Consider the following 18,901-nt stretch of genomic DNA (forward strand, 5'->3'; position numbering starts at 1 on the left):
CACGCTGAACCTGCCCGATGTGGTGAATAAGCAGCTGCCGGTTCCGGTGATCCCACTCACGGGCGGGTTGGGCACGGATGCCCTGACCTTCGCCGGTGGCGGGTTGCTGGCCTCGGTGCTCGCTCTGGCCGGCTGGCAGCTGCTTCGCCGCCGCCGGACCGCCGGAATGCCTGAGGGCTCGTGATGTCGACGCACTCCGCGACGGCTCACGTGTCCCCTCAGATCGACTTCCCAGTACATCTCGTGCCGGGTCGGAAAGGAAAGAAAACTGTAATGTCTGCAATCACATGGCGTCGAGGGCGCGCTGTCCTGGCCGTTGGGGCGGTGCTGTCGTTGGGTGTGGTGGGCGCTGTGGGCGCTGCTACGGCGGCAAATGCGGCCTCTATCAATACCGCTCAGCAGGGCACGATCATCGTCCATAAGTTCGAGAACTTGGGTGACGGTGATGGGACCCCGGACGGTACCGGCAAGCTCCCTACCACGAAGCCAATCGAGGGAGTCGTGTTCGAGTATTGCCCGATCACTGACATCAACCTGCTGGATGGCACCAACACCGGTTGGGATGCGATCAACGCGGTCACCTCGGCACAGAAGCTGGCGGCGGTGACCGGGCAGTTCGTAGGCTCGCACCCGCTGGGCCAGTGCACCCTACTCACGGCCACGGATGCTACCGGTACGGCATCGTCTGGCAAGCTGCCGCTCGGCGCGTACTTCGTGCGCGAGGTCTCGGCTCCGTCGAACGTGGTGGAGAAGGCGGCGCCGTTCATCATCACGCTGCCGACGCCCAAGAACCACAAAATCGGCGACGGCGACTGGGTCTACGACGTGAACGTGTACCCGAAGAACACCACCGCGCAGGGTCCGGTCAAGAACGTGGTCAACCAGCCGACCAACGGTGGCCTGCTTGGTGCACCGGTGGACTACACGGTCACGCAGCTCGTTCCGGCACTGGCCGCCGGTCAGACCTACGACAAGCTGGTCATGACCGACACGCTGGATGCCAAGCTGACCCCGTCGACCGGAACCGCGGTCACGGTCACCCTGGATGGGACGGCGCTGGTCTCCGGCACCGACTTCACCCCGGTCTGGACCGGCCAGAAGCTGACGGTGACCTTCACCGCGGCCGGGCTTGCCAAGGTCCGGGCCGGACAGAACGTGCCGGGCCGCCGTGAACGCCCCGGGCGAGATCGACAACCAGGCTGAGGTCAACCTCAACGACTTCACCCTGACCCCGGGCAGCCCGAACGGCAACGACGGTTCCCCCTCCACCACGGTCACCACCCGGTGGGGCGACGTGAACATCAAGAAGGTCAACGCCAAGAACGCGAGCGACGGCCTCTTCGGTGCGCAGTTCGAGATCTACATGGGCACCACCGACCAGGGCTGCACGGCCGACATCACGGGCCTCACCAAGGTCACCGACCCCGCCAACGGCAACCCGTTCATCGCCACCTCCGACAACACCGGAAAGCTTGCGATCCCAGGCCTATGGGTGGGAGACACCGAGAAGACCGTTGCGGCCGATGGCACCGTGTCCAACACGACCGTCGCCGGACACGACTTCATGAACCGCTGCTACGTACTCAAGGAGATCCAGGCCCCGAACGGCTTCGTCCTGCCGAGCGGTGCCGCCGCTCTCACCGCGGTGCTGGTCACCGCAGACGGCAGCCCGACGGTCCTCCTGACGATCGACAACACGCAGCAGGTTGCGCCCGAGCTGCCGTTCACGGGATCCAACGCCCAGCTGGCGCTCACGATCGGCGGCATCGCGCTGCTGATCATCGCGCTCGGTGGCGTCATGATCATCCGCCGACGCAACGCGAACCGCGAGAACGCGTAACCACGCGGATCGGAAGGGGCGGGCCGGCAACCAGCCGGCCCGCCCCGGCCGTTCGCCGTTAACGGAAGCCCCGAACTTCTATGGCCAAATACCTACCCCGCCACGGTCGGCCCCGCCGCCGCTGGCGCCTCAACGTCCTGCTCGTCATCACGACGCTGCTTGCCCTCACCGGCGCGAGCGTCCTCACCTACTCGCCTGCCGCCAGCTGGCTCTCGGCCTACAACCAGTCGCTCGTCATCAGCAAATACAGCGACACAGTCAAGAACCTCAAGCCCAAGGCGTCCGAACAGCTCGCCGAGGCACACCGCTACAACGAGGCGCTGTCCAGTGGCGCGGTCCTCGAAGCCAACACGAACGTCCCCACCGGAAACGGCACCAGCAGCAAGAAGAGCTGGGACTACTGGAAGATGCTGAACACACCCAACCGGACGATGTCGCGCATCCAGATCCCCAAGATCAAGGTCGATCTGCCGATTTACCACGGCACCAGCGACGCGGCCCTCCTCGAGGGAGCCGGCCACTTGCAGGGGACATCGCTCCCCGTCGGCGGAAAAGACACCCACTCCGTCATCACCGCCCACCGCGGACTGGCGAGCGCGGCCATGTTCACCGAGCTCGACAAGATCGAAAAGGGCGACCGCTTCATCCTCACGACGTTCGGCCAAGTCCTCACCTACCAGGTGATCGACACGCGCGTCGTCGAGCCGCAAGACACCACCACCCTCCGGCAGGAAGCCGGGCGCGACCTCGTAACCCTCGTCACGTGCACGCCCCTCGGCATCAACACGCATCGCATCCTGGTAACGGGCAAGCGCGTCACCCCGACACCTGCGAAGGACCTGGACACCGCAAAGAACACCAAAGCAGCACTCCAGTTCCCCTGGTGGGCGGTCCTGTACCTCGCCGCTCTCCTCCTCATCGGGCTCTACGCGCGGTGGGCGGGACTCAGCTATCCCGACGCCAAGAAGAAAGGGAAGAAAGCGAGCAAGAAGAAGAGGGACGAGCGGGGCGACCAGGGAAGTCCGCAGGGAGAGCCGCTGACCACGACCTGAGCCGCCCGGTGGGATGCTGGTGACGACGAAAGGAGCGCAGTGGACGACAACGCGTTCTTCGAGCGGGCCATCCTCGCATCCGCCGCCGGACTCGACGACGAGGACGCGATCCGGCAGTTGCGGTCCCTGTTCTCCGCCGAAGAGCTGGCGGCGTGGGAAGAATCCCGGACAGCCGCCGTTCCCGTCGTCGTGCCGGTCGGACACGACGACGAGCACGACAGGTACTGGGCGGACTGGGGCGAGTACGGTATCCGCGGCACCTCGCCGACCTCCTACGAGGCGGCGCTCGACGATCTCGCCGCGCACGTACAAGCCTGGGCGTCGCAGAGGCGCGCCGAAGACGCCCACGGACAGACGGACGCGGTCGCCACGCTCGTCCGGGAGTTGGACGGGCTGAGCGACGACGAGCTCCGCACCTACCTCCTCGTGCGCGTCTCCTTCGACCGCGGCCACCTGACCTTCGGCATCGCTGACTTCGTCGAAGAAGACGGAACGACGACCCAGCGGGCGATCCCGCTCGACGACGGACACCCGCCCGCGGAGATCGAACTGCCCGTCGACGGACGCAGGAAGACCTACCAGAGCAGCATTCGTGGGGACCGCGTCGCCTTCTCGCCGATCGGCTCGGGCCCGAGCGTGGGGAACACGTTCCGCCAAGAAGACCCGACCGGAGATGTCGACGCCGAATTCCCTCAGGAGGACTACCGCCCGCCTGAGCGGAACGCCTGAGCGGAACGCCTTATGGTCCCGGACATCGACCCTCGCGAGCTGACAGCGGTACGACCCCTCGACGGCCCACGTATCCGTCTGGTGCCAATGGGTCCTGAACACTTCGAGGCCGTGTGGTCCGGCCTCGCCGACGCGGAGACCCTCCGCCTAACCGGCACGCGGACGGAATTCACGGAGGCGGCGGTCCGTGAGCACCTCGCACGCATCCGGACGGCGCCCGATCGGGCCGACTGGGCCATCCTCGAATCATCGACGGGACGCTACCTCGGCGAGATCGTCCTCAACGAACTCGACGACGAGAACGCATCCATGAACACGCGCATCGCGTTGCTTCCGGGCGTTCCGGGCCGCGGCTACGGGACCGAAGCGATGACCGTCGTCCTCGATCACGCCTTCACGAGCATCCGGCTTCATCGCGTGCAGCTCGACGTCTACGCGTTCAATCCGCGGGCGCTCCGCTCGTACGAGAAAGCCGGATTCGTCGTCGAAGGCCGGCAGCGGGACACCCTGTTCTGGGACGGCGAATGGACGGACTCCATCCTGATGAGCGTGCTGAGCACCGACCCGCGCCCCACCTTCCGATAACAGCCCCGCACCTCCGCGCCTGTTGACAGGGGGCCCGCACGCGGGCACTATCGCCAGCGGGAACCGCCGCGGTGGCGGGCAAGGAGGTCGCGTGGTGACGTGCGAGGTGGAGGCGCGAGAACTGTCGGACGCCATCGCCGCACGCGAACTCGACGTCTACGTACAACCGCAGATCGACGTCGCGACCGGTCAGGTCGTCGCGGTCGAGGGCCTGTGCCGGTGGACGCACCCGACGCGCGGGCCCATCCCTCCCGCGGAGTTCGTCGCGCTGGCGGAGGCGACGGGCACCATCCACGAACTCGGACTCTTCGCGCTGCGCGAGTGCTGCCGTATCGGGCGGAGCTGGCAGGAGCGCGGAGTAAAGCTTGCGGTCGCCGTCAACGTCTCGCCGCTGCAACTGGAGACGGACCTCTTCTTCGACGAGCTGGAGCGCCAGCTGACCGAGTCACAGCTCCCGCCGGCGGACCTCATCGTGGAGGTGACCGAAGCCGAGCGCATCGACGATTATGCAGTGGTGGCCGGACGGCTCGACATCATCCGCAAGTGGGGCGTGACGGTCTCGATCGACGACTTCGGTTCGGGGCATTCGTCGATCGAGCGCGCCGTGGCCGTTCGCGCCCAGGAGATCAAAGTCGACCGGAGCCTGCTCGCCCGCGGCGACTGGGCGGCGGTCGCCGACGCGGTCACCGTCGCGCACGGGAGCGGGATGCGGGTCGTCGCCGAAGGCGTGGAGACGCAGGAGCAACTGGCCGAAGTCAAGAATGCGGGATGCGATCGTGCACAGGGCTACTACATCGCCCGGCCGTCCCCACCCGACGTCTTCGAGGACTGGCTGCATTCGTTCGTGCGCTAAATTCGTCTATGTATCGACCCGCCGCATAGCGGCCCAGCCATCCGAAGGAGAGTAGCGGTGCGGCCCTTTGCAGCGGACGACTTGCCCTGCGCCCTCCTCGAGCTGGATGGCGAAGGTCGGATCCGCGATGCCAACGACGTCTTCGTCGAGTGGACCGGACTCTCGCTGCGCGAACTGACAGGCCGGCCGTTCGCCTCGCTGCGCACCCGCATCCCCGCAATCGGCGGACGCTCCGATGGGCTGATTCGCCTGGCGAACGTCGACGGCACCTCACGTTCGGTCATCGTGGGGAGTCGTCCAGCCGACGACGGCGAGGTGCTCGTGCTGGTGGATGCGACCCAGCGTGCCGAGCGCGAAGAGGAGCTGGTCCGGTCGCAAACGTTGCAGGAGCGTACGCGCAACCGACTCGAATTGATCATCGACTCGTCGATCGCGTTCTCGGCTGCCACCTCCGAGCAGGCGCTGGTCGACATCCTGGCCACGACCGTCGCGAAGGCGTATCAGGCCGAGCAGGCGGCGGTGTTCCTGCTGGATGAGACCGGCGGGTTCACCCAGGCCTCGGGCAGCAACCCGATGCGCTCTCTCGAGCAGACCGCCTCGCTGGTGACGCAGGCCTCAGCGCTGCGTCACGTCGTCACGATCAGCGGGACGGCGGCGGCCGACGCCATCGCGCCGGTGCTCGGGCAGGCGATGAGGGACGCGGGTGTCGACGCCGTGCTCGTCGCGCCCATCCAGCACGACGATGTGCTGTTCGGCCTTTTCGCGGCGTTCTTCCTCCACCCGCGGCAGTTCGACTCCGAGGCCGCGCCGCTGGCCGACGCGCTTGCGGGCCAGGCCGCCCAGGCGATCACCACCTTGCGCCTGCAGCGCCAGCTGGAACACGCGGCGATGCACGACGAGACGACCGGCCTGCCGAACCGGCGGCTGCTGGAGACCGAACTCCTGGAGTACCAGCGGTCGACCTCGACGCTGGTGGCGACTCTCTTCATCGACCTGGACGGCTTCAAGCGCGTCAACGACGGGCTCGGCCATCACACCGGCGACCTCCTGCTGAGGGAGGTCGGCGAACGTCTGCAGGCGGCCGTCCGCCAGGAGGACCTGGTCGCGCGGTACGGCGGCGACGAGTTCGTGGTGGTGTGCGAGGTGCCAGAGGTTGCGGCGGCAGAGGAAGTCGCCGACCGGATCCGTCACGCCATCGAGTTGCCGTTCACCGGCATCCCCGCCGGTTTCCCGATCAGCGCGAGCATCGGGATGTCGATCGCGCGGACCGAGGACCCCGCGTGGACTCCCGACCGGCTGATCCGCGAGGCGGACCACGCGATGTACTCGGCGAAGAACGCCGGAGGCAACCGCGTAGTCGGCATCCCGGTCGGCTGAACGGTCGCCGAACGCTCGGTCGGCTGACGCGTACGCCGGCCGACGTCAGCGCTCCTGCGGCCCGTCGTCGTCGGACGCGGCGGCCTCCTCGCGCAACCGACGCGACTCGTCGATGATCTTGTCCTCTTTCTCCGCCGACTTCTCGCTGAGGCGGGTGTCGCGCGGAGGCAACTGGATGGTCTCCTCGGCCTCCATGCCGGCCTGAAGCTCACGACCGCGCTCGGTCTCCGCGTCGAATTCGGCCCCGAACAGCAGCGCGAGGTTGGCGATCCACACCCACAGCAGGAAGACGATCACGCCAGCGAGCGGACCATACGTCTTCTCGTAGTTGGCGAACGTCGCCACGTAGAACGCGAAGAGGAACGTTGCCACCGCCAACACGACGATCGCGATCAGGGCGCCCATGCTGATCCACTTGAACTTCGGCTGACGTGCGTTCGGCGCCGCGTAGTACAGGATGGCGATGATCACGACGACGATGATGAGCAGCAGCGGCCATTTCGCGATCTCCCACGCGATGCGCGGGGCTGTGCCGAGTCCGAGCGCATCGCCGATGGCCTTCGTCACCGGACCGGACACGACGAGGATGAGCGCCACGATCGTGACCAGCACGACCGTGATCACGGTGACCAGCAGCTGCTGCGGCTTCAGCTTCCAGAACGGCCGGCCTTCGTCGATCTCGTAGATGCGGTTCATTGCACGAGAGAAGGCGCCGACGTACCCGGAGGCGGACCAGATCGCGAGGACGATGCCGAAGACCAGCGCGAACCCGGACGCCGGCGAGTTGACCGCGTTCTCGATCGGTCCCTGCAGCAGCTTGGCGGTCGATCCCGGGGCGACCCCCTTGATGATGCCGAGCATGGCGTCCGTCGCCGACTTCCCCTGGCCGAGGACGCCGAGCAGCGATACCAGGGCGATCAGGCCGGGGAAGAGCGAGAGGATGCCGTAGTAGGTGAGCGACGCTGCAATGTCGGTGCACTTGTCGGTGCTGAACTCGCGCATGGTCCGCTTGAAGATCAGTTTCCACGACGGCTTGTCGAGGTGCGGAGGGCTGTCCGGCTTGCGGTCGTCTTCCGGGGAGGGGGCATCGGCCAGGCGCTTGCCGGCACCGATTTCGCTCATCGCGGGGGTCCTCTCGGTGGGGTCGGGGGTCATCAGGGGATGAAAAAACGCGGCGGAAGGCCGGGGGGATGGCCTTCCGCCGCGCGTGTGGGGGGAGTGTTACTGGTCGGACTGCAGGCGCTGTCCGGTCTGCTTCGCGTCGTCTGCGACGGCGCCCGCCCGGTCCGCCGCTTCGTCCTTGACGGTCGAGACGCCATCCTGCGCGGTCTCCTTGACCGCCTGGACGGCGTCCTGCGCCGGCTCCTTCAGGTCGCTGGCGACCTGCTTGCCGACCTCCGCGGCCTCCTGGAGCAGGGGCTGCGCGGCGTCCTTCGCGGACGAGGCGAGTTCCTGCTCCTTGGTGCTGGCGGGGATCAGGGATGCGACGAGCGCGCCGACGCCGAAGGCGATCAGGCCCACCGCGAGCGGGTTGCCCTGCGCCTTGTTCACGACGGTTCGTCCGGCGTCAGCGACGGTGTTTCCCGCATCGGACATGGCTCCTCCTGCGCTGCTCGTGATGTCGTCGGCGGATCCCATGACCCGCTCGCTGATGGAGTGGAAGACGCCCTTCACCTTGCGCGTCTGGCGCTGGGCGATCTTGCTGGGCGTGACCTTGTCGGCCAGTGCGTCCACGTCGCCGCTCAGGTTGCGGCGGGTGGCTTCGATGTCGGCGCGGATCGCGTCGGGGTCGTCGCTCATCGGTTCTCTCCGTTCGGTTTCAGTGTCTGCGGGATTTCCTTGACCGTTTCGACGGTCTGCGGGGCGCCCTTGACGGTCGCCAGCTGCTTGCGCCCGACCAGGTACAGGACGAGCGCCACGATGGCCCAGATGATGGCGACGATGACCGCCGACCAGGCGTTCCCGACCAGGTAGCCGAGGGCCCACCACAGCGCGATGGACAGGAAGAACACGGCCATGAGGCCCGCGTAGCCTGCTCCTCCGAGGAGGCCGGCGCCTTTTCCTGCACGCGTCGCGGTCTGCCGCATCTCGGCTTTGGCGAGTTCCATCTCCTGCCGGATGAGCGTCGAGAGGTCGCGGCTGACCTCTCCAAGCAGGTCACCCAGCGAGTTGTTCGCTGCGCGCTCCTCCGCGGGGCTGGGCTGGTCGGTCATGCCCGGCCTCCGGTGTAGCCCGCGCCCGGGAGCTCGGGGAGATCGTTGCCGTCGTCGTACAGGCCGCCGGTCGTGGTGCTGTAACCGCCCACGGTTTCGCCACCGACGGCGCCTGGCGTGGTGTAGCCCGCCCCGGTGTAGCCCTGCGTGCCCGCGACTCCGGTGGAGCCGCTGGCATTGCCGGCTCCGCTGCTGCCCGAGTCGGAGTTTCCTCCGCTCGCCAGGGCGCGGGTCAGCCGGCCGGCGAGTGCGCCAGCGATGGCTGCGGCAGCGATGAAGGTGCCGGGGTTGCGTCGTGCGTACGACTTGACCTCGTCGATCAGCGAGCCCGGGTCGCGGGCGTCCAGCCAGCCGGCGATGGAGTGCGTGCGCTGTGCGGCCTGGCGAACCAGGTCGCTGGCGACGCCGCCGGACTCGGAGGCCGAGGCCATCTGCTCGAGCTCGTCGCCGACGGATCGGAGACCGCTGGCGACGCGCTCCTGCTGCTGGGCCGCCTGGTCGCGCAGCTCTTCGCGGGTCTGCGCGTAGAGGTCCTTGGCCTGCGACTTCGCCTCGCCTGCGACGTTCTTCGCCTGCTCCTTGGCGGTGGCCGCGACGTCCTTGCCGGCTTCTGCAGCCGAGCCGGCGACGCGGCTCGCCTCATCGCGGACGCCTCCCTGGCTGCCGCTCGACCCGCTGCCCGTCGCGCTGCCTGCGGTTGTACCGCCGACGGTCGCGCTGGTGGGCTGCACGGTCTCGGGAAGTCCGGCCTCCGGATCGATGGCGTCGCGCCTGCTGTCGAAGATCGGTGTGTCCGCGGACTGGTCGTCTGACATGGTCATGACTGACTTTTCCTTTCGATGGATGTGTCCGGTTGGGATGTGCGGCCCACTCAAGACACCGGTGGAAAGCGGGTCCAGTCATTGACGATGTCTCATCTGCGGGGTAGCTGCGCGCGAAGCCCTGCCGCCCGTCGGGGCCCGTGGGTATGGTGTGCGCATGAGCGTCGTCGACTGGCTTCTGGACTCAGACCCGGCCATCCGCTGGCAGGTCATGCAGGATCTCGTGGGCTCGCCCCCGGAGGAGGTCGCCGCCGAGCGCTCGCGCGTGGCCCGCGAGGGCTGGGGTGCCGCGTTCCTCGCCGAGCAGGCGGAGGACGGGTTGTGGGACGGCGGCACCTACCGACCCGGGTGGATCCCCCCGGCGCGCGACGGCTTCGACGCCTGGAGCGGAACGCATTTCAGCCTCCAGCAACTGGTCGATTTCGGGCTCGACCCGGAGAGTCCGGAAGCGCGGCGGGCGGTGCAACGTGTCCGTGAAAATGTTCGCTGGGAGCACGCCGGGGAACCGTACTTCGATGGGGAGACCGAGCCGTGCATCAACGGCGTGGCCCTGACCATCGCGGTGTACTTCGGGGAGAGCGGTGACCGGATCGCTCAGACGCTGATCGAGTCGCGCCTCTCGGACGGCGGCTGGAACTGCTGGGCGGAGTACGGCGCGCGGGTGTCCTCCTTCCACTCCACGATCTGCTCGGTGGAGGGGCTCAGGGCGTGGATGAAGGCGGGTGGGGACGATCCGCGTGCGAGCGCAGTCGTCGAGGCGGGTGAGGAGTACCTGCTGGAGCGCGGTCTCTACCGTCGCCGTTCGGACGGCTCCATCCCGGATCCCCGGATGACGATGCTCTCGTATCCGGTCCGCTGGTACCACGACGTGCTGCGCGGCCTCGAGCACTTCCGCGTCCAGGACCGTCGCGACCCGCGTCTCGCCGACGCCGTGGAGCTGGTCCGCGGCAAGGCGGATGAGGACGGTCGCTGGGTGCTGGAGAACACCCACGAAGGATCCGTCATCGTCGAGTTCGACATGGAGGGCTTCCAGAGCCGCTGGCTCACCCTCCGTGCGCTGCGGGTGCTGCGCTGGTGGGATGCCGCCTGACGGGATGCCGCCTGACGGGATGACCGCGACGAAGGGTCAGGGCTTCGTCGCGGTCAGATCGTCCACCGTCATGGTCACCGGCGCGTTGGCGACGCCGCCTGAGAGGTAGCCGGTGACGGCGAGTCCGCCCGGCCCCTGCAGCGCAGCCGTGCTGTCGGTCGCCGACCGCTGCCAGGCCGAGGGCTCGGTGGTTCCGTCGAGCCATGCTTTGGTCTCGATCAGGGTCGGCGCTGTGCCGGTCGTCCGCATCCGGATGTTCAGGCGGGCTCCGGCCGCGTAGGTCACCGGCACGGCCGCGGACGTCTGCACGACCACTTCGTTACCGCCACTCTGATCCACCCGGACGATCTGGATGCTGACCTTCCCGGCCGCCGACACGATCACCTTCGAGCCGTACGACCCCGCGGTGGCGATTCGTCTGCCCTGCACCGTCACGTAGACGTTTCCCGAGGAAGGCAGCTTGTCGATCGCCACCGCGAGCCGCAGGTCGATGCCGGTCGCGCTCACCCCGGGCAGCCGAGCGGTGCCGCCCGATCCGGTGGGCAACTGGATGCGACCCGTCCCGGCCGAGACCGAGTACAGGGACGAGCTTCCCGCAACCGACCAGGCGCCGCCGGTCGGAGCCACTCCCCATCCACTCGTCACCGAGCGCTCGAAGGAGTCGGCGGCCAGCGTGTCTGCCGGGGGCGGGGGAGCCGTCACGGTGAGGGAGCGTGTCGCCACCGCCGTGGCTCCGCCGTCATCCGTCACCGTCAGGCGCGCGGTGTAGGTGCCCGCCGAGGCGTAGGAGTGCGACGGGGAGCCGCCGGTCCCCGTTGCGCCGTCGCCGTAGTCCCAGGCGAACGAGGTGATCGTTCCATCGGGATCGGTCGAGCCCGTCCCGTCGAACGAGCAGGCGAGGTCGGTGCAGGACGACGCGAAGACGGCGTTGGGCGGTTGGTTGCCCGCCGCGGGCGGTCCGATGACGAAGCTGTCGGAGAAGGCCGCGCCGGCCGCACGGGCGAACGACGCACTGAGCTGTGTCGCGCTCGCCGTCACATCCAGCGATCCGTAGGTGGGTGTCGCCGGATTCCCGTAGGAGGAGGCGAAGTATCCGGCTTCACTGTCGTCCGGGTGGACGGCGTAGTTGCCGTTGCCGCCGGTCCCCACCGTCGCGAAGACGGTGCCGGCACCCTTCACGAGCGTGCTGTCGGAGTCGGCGACGCAGCCGGGCGTGTACGTGCCCGGCATGACAGACGAGCACGCGCCGCCGAGGGCGAGCTGCTTCGTCCGCTGATAGAGGTGCTCGTGCCCGGTCAGCACCAGATCCACTCGCTTCGATGTCAGCAGATTCATGATGTCGGAGCCGGCCTCGCACCCGTAGTCGCCCAGCGAGAGGCACGGTTTGTGCATGCCGACGACGACCCACGGCGTTCCCGCGGCTCGGGCGCCGTCGATCGCGGACTGCGTCCACGTGTAGTGCGAACTTCCGGCGGCGTAGCTCCAGACGCCGTCCGTGAACGGGAGACCCGGCGAAATCATGATGAAGCGGACGAGCGGCGAACCCTGGGGCACGTCGACGTAGTACTCCCGCCCGTACGTGCCGACGGCACCGGGAAGCTGGTTCGGCAGGCAGGCCGAGAAGTCGTTGATGTTGCCGTTCTGACCGTTGCTCTCATGGTTTCCGGAGACCAGCTCGAACGGGAATCCTGCTCCGACCTTCTGCGTCACTTGGTCGCACCAGGCCTGCTCCTGCCCGGTCGTGCTGTACGAGAAGTCTCCGAGCGCGAGATGGAGGTCGGGGGCGAGCGTCTTCACGCCGGCCAGGACGGCCTGTGACGACGCGGCCGTTCCGTAATCGCCGGAGGCGGTGAAGTGGACGCTGCTCGCGCCGGGCGAGACGCCCTGCACGGCCTGCGGGAGGCCGACGCTCAGGAGGGCGGCAGCGGCGACGACGCCGGCCGCCGCGAGTACTCGGTGCTTGACCATCGCAGGCGCTCCCCGGCCCGTTTCATTGCGGGCCTTCGCGCACAGGGTAGCGCCGCGCCGCTCGCTCGGGGAGTAGAAGGCGAGGTTTGCTCAGGAATGTTCGACGGTGTACTGGAGTGCGACCGTGCCGCCGGCGAATCGTCGTGCTTCGCGCAGCTCCAGGCGGACGAACTGGTCGTGCGGCAGCGCAGGGGTGCCGCCGCCCACCGCAACGGGCACGAGGATCAGGTGCACCTCGTCCACGAGACCGGCGGCGAAGGCGGCAGTAGCCAGGGTCGGTCCGCCCACCGAGACGTCGCTGTCCGACTCGGCGATGAGCCGCCGGGTCGCCTCCGGATCGAATCGCTTCTCGAGCCGCGTGCGGGGCGTCGTGACCTCGGCGAGCGATGAGGAGTACACGACCTTGTCGGCGCTCCGCCACACATTCGCGTAGTCCGCGATCACCGGTTCGTCGTCGCCCTCCCCGGGGAGGTCCTGCCAGACCTTCATGGTCTCGTACATCCGCCTGCCGTAGAGGTACGTGCCGACGTCGCGCTCCAGGTCGTTGACGAAGGCGTGCACCTCAGGGTCGGGCTGCGCCCACTCGAAAGAGCCGGAGGAGTCCACCGTGTAGCCGTCGATCGACGCGATGGCTCCGAAGATGAGTCGTCCCATGCAGGGACTCTAGAGCGGCGGCGGCCCAGCGGCCAGAGGTCACTCAGCCGAGCTGCGGCAGGAGGGCTGTGAGGGCGTGCAGTTCGTCGTGGAAGATCAACGGTACGACCGCATCGAGCGCCAGGCCGATTCCGAGGGTCAGCAGCGCGGCGCCCGCCGCGAGCAGCACGAGCGTCACCAGCAGCTGCAGGTAGGCGTTGCCGGTGACGGCGGCGAGCAGCCCCCGCGCTCGCCGCCTCACCGGGACCGATGCCGTACCGAGGATCGGTGCGGTTCGCAGTCCGTGGCCCAGTGTCGTCATCGGTCTCCCCCTTCGCGTCGAGGCCGTGAGCCGGAAGCTCGCGTCGACACTGTCGAGTCAACCGGCAGGGGGCAGGCCGGGGCATCGACCGGAGGTAGTGGCGGGGTCATCCCACGGGATGATCCGCGCGGGTGTCAGGAAGCCCCGACGGTGCACCCGCAGCCGTGCGCAGCCTCGGGGATGCGGTGCTCGGCTCCGTCGAGCCTGCTCGCGAGCAGTTCGCGGCGGCGTTCGAGCGACGCGATCGCCGCATCCAGTTCGGCCAGGCCGTCGCGATACGCGTCGCGCGACGCCGGGCACTCGTCGCTGTGTGCATGGCCGGAGCCGAGGCAGTCGATGAACGGCCGCGCCTTGCCCGGCGGGATGCCCGTCGCGGCGAGTTCGCGGATCTCGAGCACTGCGCGCAGGTGCTCGTCGCCGTACTCGCGGTAGCCGTTGGAGAGCCGCGTCGGTGAGACGAGACCGAGCCGCTCGTAGTACCGCACGGCCTTCACGGTGACCCCGGCCTGTTCGGCCAGTTCGCTGATTCTCATGTCGTCCTCCGAGGTCAGCGTAGACCTTGACCTTCAGGACAGGGTCCAAATGGAGTACACTATTGGTTAGTGCACTAATGAATCGAGGGGATCATGCCCGGACGCTTCGCCAGCTGGTACTCGAGCTGGAACGAGAAGCTCATCCGCATCGCCGGACCGGCCCAGCTGGGCGCCGGCCACCCGGAGGCGCCGGAACAGCGGTCTGCCGCTGCTCCCTGCCCGATGTGCGGACGTCCGATGACCGAACACGAGGTGCTGCGGCCGGGCGGTCAGCGCGACGCGACCCGTCTCGTGTGCCCGGCACCCTCACAGGCCGCCTGAGCAGCAGGCGTCACTCGACGCGCGCAGCCGCACCGATGATCGTGTGCAGGCTCTCGCGCAGACCCTCCAGCTGCGACACCGGGAGGCCCAGTCGCGCCACGATCCGGGACGGGATCTTCTCGGCCTCCTCCCGCAGGGCTCGGCCGGCCTCCGTCAAGCGGACCTCGAGCGCACGCTCGTCCGCCGCACTGCGCTTGCGCTCGATATAGCCGGTCGCCTCCAGGCGCTTCAGCAACGGGGACAGAGTGGCCGGCTCCAGAGCCAGGGTGTCGCTCAGGTCTTTCACCGTGCGCGGCTCACGCTCCCAGAGCGCCAGCATCACGAGGTACTGCGGATGCGTCAGCGAGAGCGGCTCGAGCACCGGCCGGTACAAGGCGATGACACTGCGCGCGGCTACGGCGAGGCCGAAGCACACCTGATTCTCGAGCGCGAGGAGGTCGTCGGACATCCGGCCATTGTATGGCCGTGTGTCAGTAGTCATCGGTGCGCCGCTCGACCCGCTCGCCAGTGACCGGATCCACGCCGTTCTGCCGGACGACCGTGCGCGGTCGCCGTCGCAGCGCGAACGCCAGCGAGATGACGAACACCACGAGGCCAGCGCCCATGAGGATGTACCCGGTGGTCTTCAGGTCGATCCAGCTCACCTGCACCTGCAATGCGAAGGCCAGGATGAGGCCGACGACGAAGATGAAGATGCCGCTTCCGATGCCCATGCGCCACGCTCCTTCACGCTCGGGCTCAAGCTACTCCGCAGCGGACCGGCGCGCAGTACCCCGACCCGAACGGGAGCCCTACTCGGCCCGCGAGAACTCGGATGCGCGAGCGACCTGCTCAGGGCTCAGACGGACTCCGGTGTAGCGCTCGAACTGCCGCGCGGCCTGCAGGGCGATCACCTCGGCGCCGGTGATGACAGAGGTGCCGGCATCTCTCGCGGCCGCGATCAGCGGCGTCTCTGAGGGAAACGCGACGACGTCGAAGACGGTCGACGCGCGCTCGATGAACGGGAGGCCGAACGCCAGGACGTCCTCGGAATCGCCGCGCATCCCGAGCGGGGTGACGTTGACGATGACGTCGAAGTCGGGCTCGGGGTCGGCCGCGACCCACGCGTAGTCGTACCGCTCCGCGAGTGCGGACCCGGCCTCGGCGTTGCGCGCGAGCACGGTGAGGTCGTCGAATTCCGCCCCGCGGAACGCAGCGACGACGGCCTTCGCCATCCCCCCCGAACCGCGGACGAGCACCCGCTGAGCGGGGTCGACCTCGTGCTCGGCGAGCAGCTGGGCGACCGCTTCGTAGTCGGTGTTCGAGGCGGTGAGCAGCCCATCCTCGTTCACGACGGTGTTCACCGACTCGATCGCGACCGCCGACGGCTCCAGGTTGTCGACCAGCGGGATGATGGCCTCCTTGAACGGCATGGAGACCGAGCAGCCGCGGATCCCCAGGGCGCGGATGCCGCGCACAGCGCCCTCGAGGTCGTCGGTGGTGAACGCCTTGTAGACGAAGTTGAGTCCCAGCTCGTCGTACAGGAAGTTGTGGAACCGCGTGCCGATGTTGCTCGGGCGGCCGGCGAGGGAGATGCAGACCTGCATGTCCTTGTTCAGGATGGGCATGCCTCCATCATCGCAGTCGAGGGCGTCCCAGGGAGGGCTGTCACCCGTCCGCGGGGTGGACTCTTGCGTTCACAGCTTGACTACAACAGCTCGATCATTCACTCTTATCGCTATGACCGCCACTCCGGGGCTGATCCCACGTGGCGCACGCAATCCAGGGTCGCAGGGCGCGCTCAGGCATTTGAACCAGGAGCGACTCGTCGAGTTCCTCCTCGCCAACGGACCGTCCACCCAGGCTGAGCTGGCGCGCGGGACCGGCCTGTCCACCGCCACCGTGTCCAACATCGTCCGCGACATGGCGGCCAAAGGTGTCGTCTCGACGTCGCCCGTGACCTCCAGCGGACGCCGCGCACTGCTCGTGCGGTTGACCGACACGGGAGACATCGCGGTCGGCGTGGACTTCGGGCGCAGACACGTCAGGATCGTGCTGTCGACCCTCGGCTACCAAGTGATCGCCGAGGAAGAGGTCGCACTCGAACCCGGCTACGACGTGCTCGGCGCCGTGGGGGAGGCGGCGGCGCTGCTCGACCGGATGCTCATCGCCGGCGGGTACGCCCGGGAGTCGGTGCTCGCGGTTGGCGTGGGCATCCCCGGCCCGATCGACCGGCGCACCGGCACCGTGCTGCAGGGCGCCATCCTCCCGGAATGGGTGGGCATCACGCGCCGCGAGCTGGAGGATGTGTTCGGCTTCCCGGTGATGGTCGACAACGACGCGAACCTTGGAGCGCTCGCCGAGGTGACGTGGGGCGCGAACCGCGGTCAGCGGAACCTGATCTTCGTCAAGATCGGCACCGGGATCGGGGCCGGCCTCATCCTGAGCGGCCAGCCGTACTACGGGTTCCTCGGCATCACAGGTGAACTGGGCCACACCCCGGTGGCGGAGCACGGCGTGATCTGCCGCTGCGGAAACCGCGGTTGCCTGGAGACCGTGGCCTCGACGAGCGTGATGCTCGAGTCGCTGGGCCGGGGGAGCGGAACGCGGACGGCGGCCGACATCCTGCGCCGGGGGCTGGAGAAGGACCCGGCGGTGCTCCGCGTTGTGAGCGACGCCGGAACCGCCGTCGGGCAGGCGATCGGCAACATCGCGAACGTCATCAACCCCGAACTGGTGCTCATCGGCGGGCCCCTGGTGGGGCTCGGCGACGCCCTGCTCGACCCCATCCGGCACGGTATCCGGCAGAACGCCATCCCGATCATCGCCGGGACCACGACCGTCCGGGTCTCGTCCCTCGGGGATCGTGCCGAGTCGCTGGGAGCGGCGGCCATCGTCATCCAGGGCGCCCTCGCCGGTAACGAGTGAGAATCCCTCAGTCGTTACCGCATTGTTGTCTTCACTATTTGACGACAAGTGAAGACATAGCGTTTACTACTTAGGCACATCATTTTCCACGCAGAACCAAGGAGCGACGATGCCGTCGAACGCAGTCATCCTCGAGATGCGCTCGATCACCAAGGAGTTCCCTGGTGTGAAGGCTCTGGAGGATGTCTCCCTCACCGTTCACGCCGACGAGATCCACGCGATCTGTGGCGAGAACGGCGCGGGCAAGTCCACTCTCATGAAGGTGCTGTCCGGCGTCTACCCGTACGGCACCTACTCCGGCGACATCGTCTACCAGGGCGAGGTCATGCGCTTCAAGGACATCAAGTCCAGCGAGCAGCAGGGGATCGTGATCATCCACCAGGAGCTCGCGCTCATCCCCGAGCTCTCGATCACCGAGAACATCTTCCTCGGCAACGAGCCGGGACGCGGTGGCGTCATCAACTGGGGAGAGGCCAAGCGCCGCGCCTTCGAGCTGCTCGCCCGCGTGGGACTCGACGACGACCCGGACACCCAGATCAAGAACATCGGCGTCGGCAAGCAGCAACTCGTCGAGATCGCCAAGGCGCTCAACAAGGACGTCAAGCTCCTCATCCTCGACGAGCCGACCGCCGCGCTGAACGAGGCCGAGTCGGCCCACCTGCTCGACCTCATCGTGGGTCTGAAGCACAAGGGCGTCAGCTCCATCATGATCAGCCACAAGCTCAACGAGATCGAGCAGATCGCCGACCAGATCACCATCATCCGCGACGGCCACACGATCGAGACGCTCGACGTTCAGGCCGACGGCGTCGACGAGGACCGCATCATCCGCGGCATGGTCGGCCGCACGCTCGGGAGCCGCTTCCCGGAGCGCACCCCGAACATCGGCGAGACGTTCTTCGAGGTGCGCGACTGGGTCGTCCAGCACCCGCAGGTGCCGGATCGTCTGGTCGTCAAGAACTCCAGCTTCTACGTCCGCCGCGGCGAGATCGTCGGCTTCGCCGGGCTCATGGGCGCCGGCCGCACCGAGCTCGCGATGAGTGTCTTCGGCCACTCCTACGGCAACTGGGTCTCCGGCGAGATCTACAAGGACGGCAAGGAGATCCAGGTCCGCAACGTCTCCGAGGCGATCGACAACGGGATGGCCTACGTGAGCGAGGACCGCAAGGTGCTCGGCCTCAACCTCCTCGACGACATCAAGCAGTCGGTCGTCGCCGCCAAGCTCTCGAAGATCGCAAAGCGCGGCGTCGTCGACGACCTGCAGGAGTACGCGGTCGCCGACGAGTACCGCAAGCTGCTCCGCATCCGGACCCCCGACGTCGACCGCGGCGTCTCGACCCTCTCGGGCGGCAACCAGCAGAAGGTGGTGCTGGCCAAGTGGATGTTCACCGACCCGGACATCCTGATTCTGGATGAGCCGACGCGCGGCATCGACGTCGGCGCCAAGTTCGAGATCTACGGGATCATCCAGCAGCTCGCGTCGCAGGGTAAGGGCGTCATCGTCATCTCGTCGGAGCTGCCCGAGCTGCTCGGCATCTCGGACCGCATCTACACGATCTTCGAGGGCCAGATCACGGACGAGCTGCCCATCGCCGAAGCGACGCCAGAGACCCTCCTGAAAAGCATGACATCCGCCAAGAAGAGGATTGCCCGATAG

General features: G+C 67.8%; 23 protein-coding genes. 12 read left to right on the forward strand and 11 right to left on the reverse strand.

The genetic code is table 11. The annotated features are described in order from the left end of the window. The 8 genes from AB4Z18_RS19105 to AB4Z18_RS19140 all read left to right on the forward strand — a co-directional run. Positions 1-184 (forward strand): MYXO-CTERM sorting domain-containing protein (locus AB4Z18_RS19105; protein WP_441784352.1); only part of this gene is annotated, 184 nt, incomplete at its 5' end. Between the two features lie 89 nt (positions 185-273). Then, positions 274-1,203 carry a SpaH/EbpB family LPXTG-anchored major pilin gene (locus tag AB4Z18_RS19110; RefSeq protein WP_441784353.1) on the forward strand — a complete coding sequence of 310 codons (930 nt, stop codon included), beginning with the start codon at positions 274-276 and terminating at the stop codon, positions 1,201-1,203. After that, positions 1,169-1,840: a SpaH/EbpB family LPXTG-anchored major pilin gene (locus AB4Z18_RS19115; protein WP_441784354.1), complete on the forward strand. Its 672-nt coding sequence runs from the start codon at positions 1,169-1,171 to the stop codon at positions 1,838-1,840. Before AB4Z18_RS19110 ends, AB4Z18_RS19115 begins: the two co-directional genes overlap by 35 nt. Positions 1,841-1,920: 80 nt before the next feature. Beyond that, positions 1,921-2,892: a class C sortase gene (locus AB4Z18_RS19120; protein WP_441784355.1), complete on the forward strand. Its 972-nt coding sequence runs from the start codon at positions 1,921-1,923 to the stop codon at positions 2,890-2,892. A gap of 39 nt (positions 2,893-2,931) precedes the next feature. After that, a complete protein-coding gene (locus tag AB4Z18_RS19125; RefSeq protein ID WP_441784356.1) occupies positions 2,932-3,621 on the forward strand; it encodes a hypothetical protein in 690 nt (229 codons plus the stop codon). Between the two features lie 12 nt (positions 3,622-3,633). After that, positions 3,634-4,206, forward strand: coding sequence for a GNAT family N-acetyltransferase (locus AB4Z18_RS19130; RefSeq protein WP_441784357.1), 573 nt, complete (start codon positions 3,634-3,636; stop codon positions 4,204-4,206). A gap of 91 nt (positions 4,207-4,297) precedes the next feature. Next, positions 4,298-5,059, forward strand: a complete 762-nt coding sequence (locus AB4Z18_RS19135; RefSeq protein ID WP_441784358.1) for an EAL domain-containing protein — start codon at positions 4,298-4,300, stop codon at positions 5,057-5,059. 57 nt (positions 5,060-5,116) lie between these two features. Continuing rightward, positions 5,117-6,436, forward strand: coding sequence for a diguanylate cyclase domain-containing protein (locus AB4Z18_RS19140; protein ID WP_441784359.1), 1,320 nt, complete (start codon positions 5,117-5,119; stop codon positions 6,434-6,436). 45 nt (positions 6,437-6,481) lie between these two features. On the opposite strand, the gene AB4Z18_RS19145 is transcribed toward AB4Z18_RS19140, so the two are convergent. The 4 genes from AB4Z18_RS19145 to AB4Z18_RS19160 form a co-directional block, all read right to left on the reverse strand. Beyond that, positions 6,482-7,558, reverse strand: a complete 1,077-nt coding sequence (locus tag AB4Z18_RS19145; protein ID WP_441784360.1) for a YihY/virulence factor BrkB family protein — start codon at positions 7,556-7,558, stop codon at positions 6,482-6,484. Between the two features lie 99 nt (positions 7,559-7,657). Continuing rightward, a complete protein-coding gene (locus AB4Z18_RS19150) occupies positions 7,658-8,236 on the reverse strand; it encodes a DUF3618 domain-containing protein (protein WP_441784361.1) in 579 nt (192 codons plus the stop codon). Beyond that, positions 8,233-8,649: a phage holin family protein gene (locus AB4Z18_RS19155; protein WP_441784362.1), complete on the reverse strand. Its 417-nt coding sequence runs from the start codon at positions 8,647-8,649 to the stop codon at positions 8,233-8,235. The genes AB4Z18_RS19150 and AB4Z18_RS19155 overlap by 4 nt, the downstream gene beginning before the upstream one ends. Then, positions 8,646-9,470 (reverse strand): hypothetical protein, encoded by an 825-nt coding sequence (locus AB4Z18_RS19160; RefSeq protein ID WP_441784363.1) that lies wholly within the window; start codon positions 9,468-9,470, stop codon positions 8,646-8,648. Before AB4Z18_RS19160 ends, AB4Z18_RS19155 begins: the two co-directional genes overlap by 4 nt. A gap of 157 nt (positions 9,471-9,627) precedes the next feature. Here AB4Z18_RS19160 and AB4Z18_RS19165 point away from each other — a divergent pair, with 157 nt between their 5' ends. Then, positions 9,628-10,560, forward strand: a complete 933-nt coding sequence (locus AB4Z18_RS19165) for a hypothetical protein (protein ID WP_441784364.1) — start codon at positions 9,628-9,630, stop codon at positions 10,558-10,560. Positions 10,561-10,596: 36 nt separating this feature from the next. On the opposite strand, the gene AB4Z18_RS19170 is transcribed toward AB4Z18_RS19165, so the two are convergent. The 4 genes from AB4Z18_RS19170 to AB4Z18_RS19185 all read right to left on the reverse strand — a co-directional run bounded on the left by AB4Z18_RS19170 (position 10,597) and on the right by AB4Z18_RS19185 (position 14,016). Then, entirely contained in the window at positions 10,597-12,528 is a 1,932-nt protein-coding gene (locus AB4Z18_RS19170) for a PKD domain-containing protein (RefSeq protein ID WP_441784365.1), read from the reverse strand. A gap of 90 nt (positions 12,529-12,618) precedes the next feature. Then, complete coding sequence (locus tag AB4Z18_RS19175) at positions 12,619-13,182, reverse strand: dihydrofolate reductase family protein (protein WP_441784366.1); 564 nt, start codon at positions 13,180-13,182, stop codon at positions 12,619-12,621. 43 nt (positions 13,183-13,225) lie between these two features. Next, positions 13,226-13,483: a hypothetical protein gene (locus AB4Z18_RS19180; protein WP_441784367.1), complete on the reverse strand. Its 258-nt coding sequence runs from the start codon at positions 13,481-13,483 to the stop codon at positions 13,226-13,228. A gap of 134 nt (positions 13,484-13,617) precedes the next feature. Further along, on the reverse strand, positions 13,618-14,016 hold the full coding sequence (locus AB4Z18_RS19185) for a MerR family transcriptional regulator (RefSeq protein WP_441784368.1): 399 nt from the start codon (positions 14,014-14,016) through the stop codon (positions 13,618-13,620). A gap of 93 nt (positions 14,017-14,109) precedes the next feature. Here AB4Z18_RS19185 and AB4Z18_RS19190 point away from each other — a divergent pair, with 93 nt between their 5' ends. Continuing rightward, positions 14,110-14,337 (forward strand): hypothetical protein, encoded by a 228-nt coding sequence (locus tag AB4Z18_RS19190; RefSeq protein WP_441784369.1) that lies wholly within the window; start codon positions 14,110-14,112, stop codon positions 14,335-14,337. A 10-nt stretch (positions 14,338-14,347) separates the two neighbouring features. Here AB4Z18_RS19190 and AB4Z18_RS19195 read toward each other — a convergent pair whose 3' ends face one another. From AB4Z18_RS19195 to AB4Z18_RS19205, 3 genes are all read right to left on the reverse strand, one after another. After that, the gene (locus tag AB4Z18_RS19195) at positions 14,348-14,785 is read right to left on the reverse strand and encodes a MarR family winged helix-turn-helix transcriptional regulator (RefSeq protein WP_441784370.1); all 438 of its coding nucleotides are present in this window, start codon (positions 14,783-14,785) and stop codon (positions 14,348-14,350) included. 22 nt (positions 14,786-14,807) lie between these two features. Then, the gene (locus AB4Z18_RS19200) at positions 14,808-15,050 is read right to left on the reverse strand and encodes a DUF6458 family protein (RefSeq protein WP_441784371.1); all 243 of its coding nucleotides are present in this window, start codon (positions 15,048-15,050) and stop codon (positions 14,808-14,810) included. 78 nt (positions 15,051-15,128) lie between these two features. Beyond that, positions 15,129-15,944, reverse strand: coding sequence for a shikimate 5-dehydrogenase (locus tag AB4Z18_RS19205; protein ID WP_441784372.1), 816 nt, complete (start codon positions 15,942-15,944; stop codon positions 15,129-15,131). 112 nt (positions 15,945-16,056) lie between these two features. Between AB4Z18_RS19205 and AB4Z18_RS19210 the strand changes: the two genes are divergently transcribed. Together AB4Z18_RS19210 and mmsA are read left to right on the forward strand one after the other, a co-directional pair. Beyond that, positions 16,057-17,244, forward strand: a complete 1,188-nt coding sequence (locus tag AB4Z18_RS19210; RefSeq protein ID WP_441784373.1) for an ROK family transcriptional regulator — start codon at positions 16,057-16,059, stop codon at positions 17,242-17,244. 109 nt (positions 17,245-17,353) lie between these two features. Then, positions 17,354-18,901, forward strand: coding sequence for a multiple monosaccharide ABC transporter ATP-binding protein (gene mmsA / locus AB4Z18_RS19215; protein ID WP_441784374.1), 1,548 nt, complete (start codon positions 17,354-17,356; stop codon positions 18,899-18,901).

Source organism: Leifsonia sp. 2TAF2, assembly GCF_052115085.1.
Taxonomy (GTDB): Bacteria; Actinomycetota; Actinomycetes; order Actinomycetales; family Microbacteriaceae; genus Leifsonia.

What these genes read in the sequence shown, in the direction of transcription:
- AB4Z18_RS19165 (WP_441784364.1), top strand. Translation starts at nt 9,628, where the DNA reads ATGAGCGTCGTCGACTGGCTTCTGGACTCAGACCCGGCCATCCGCTGG.
- AB4Z18_RS19150 (WP_441784361.1), bottom strand. Translation starts at nt 8,236, where the DNA reads ATGAGCGACGACCCCGACGCGATCCGCGCCGACATCGAAGCCACCCGC.
- AB4Z18_RS19200 (WP_441784371.1), bottom strand. Translation starts at nt 15,050, where the DNA reads ATGGGCATCGGAAGCGGCATCTTCATCTTCGTCGTCGGCCTCATCCTG.
- AB4Z18_RS19130 (WP_441784357.1), top strand. Translation starts at nt 3,634, where the DNA reads ATGGTCCCGGACATCGACCCTCGCGAGCTGACAGCGGTACGACCCCTC.
- AB4Z18_RS19210 (WP_441784373.1), top strand. Translation starts at nt 16,057, where the DNA reads ATGACCGCCACTCCGGGGCTGATCCCACGTGGCGCACGCAATCCAGGG.
- AB4Z18_RS19185 (WP_441784368.1), bottom strand. Translation starts at nt 14,016, where the DNA reads ATGAGAATCAGCGAACTGGCCGAACAGGCCGGGGTCACCGTGAAGGCC.
- AB4Z18_RS19155 (WP_441784362.1), bottom strand. Translation starts at nt 8,649, where the DNA reads ATGACCGACCAGCCCAGCCCCGCGGAGGAGCGCGCAGCGAACAACTCG.
- mmsA (WP_441784374.1), top strand. Translation starts at nt 17,354, where the DNA reads ATGCCGTCGAACGCAGTCATCCTCGAGATGCGCTCGATCACCAAGGAG.
- AB4Z18_RS19170 (WP_441784365.1), bottom strand. Translation starts at nt 12,528, where the DNA reads ATGGTCAAGCACCGAGTACTCGCGGCGGCCGGCGTCGTCGCCGCTGCC.
- AB4Z18_RS19120 (WP_441784355.1), top strand. Translation starts at nt 1,921, where the DNA reads ATGGCCAAATACCTACCCCGCCACGGTCGGCCCCGCCGCCGCTGGCGC.
- AB4Z18_RS19205 (WP_441784372.1), bottom strand. Translation starts at nt 15,944, where the DNA reads ATGCCCATCCTGAACAAGGACATGCAGGTCTGCATCTCCCTCGCCGGC.
- AB4Z18_RS19180 (WP_441784367.1), bottom strand. Translation starts at nt 13,483, where the DNA reads ATGACGACACTGGGCCACGGACTGCGAACCGCACCGATCCTCGGTACG.
- AB4Z18_RS19195 (WP_441784370.1), bottom strand. Translation starts at nt 14,785, where the DNA reads ATGTCCGACGACCTCCTCGCGCTCGAGAATCAGGTGTGCTTCGGCCTC.
- AB4Z18_RS19190 (WP_441784369.1), top strand. Translation starts at nt 14,110, where the DNA reads ATGCCCGGACGCTTCGCCAGCTGGTACTCGAGCTGGAACGAGAAGCTC.
- AB4Z18_RS19110 (WP_441784353.1), top strand. Translation starts at nt 274, where the DNA reads ATGTCTGCAATCACATGGCGTCGAGGGCGCGCTGTCCTGGCCGTTGGG.
- AB4Z18_RS19160 (WP_441784363.1), bottom strand. Translation starts at nt 9,470, where the DNA reads ATGACCATGTCAGACGACCAGTCCGCGGACACACCGATCTTCGACAGC.
- AB4Z18_RS19175 (WP_441784366.1), bottom strand. Translation starts at nt 13,182, where the DNA reads ATGGGACGACTCATCTTCGGAGCCATCGCGTCGATCGACGGCTACACG.
- AB4Z18_RS19145 (WP_441784360.1), bottom strand. Translation starts at nt 7,558, where the DNA reads ATGAGCGAAATCGGTGCCGGCAAGCGCCTGGCCGATGCCCCCTCCCCG.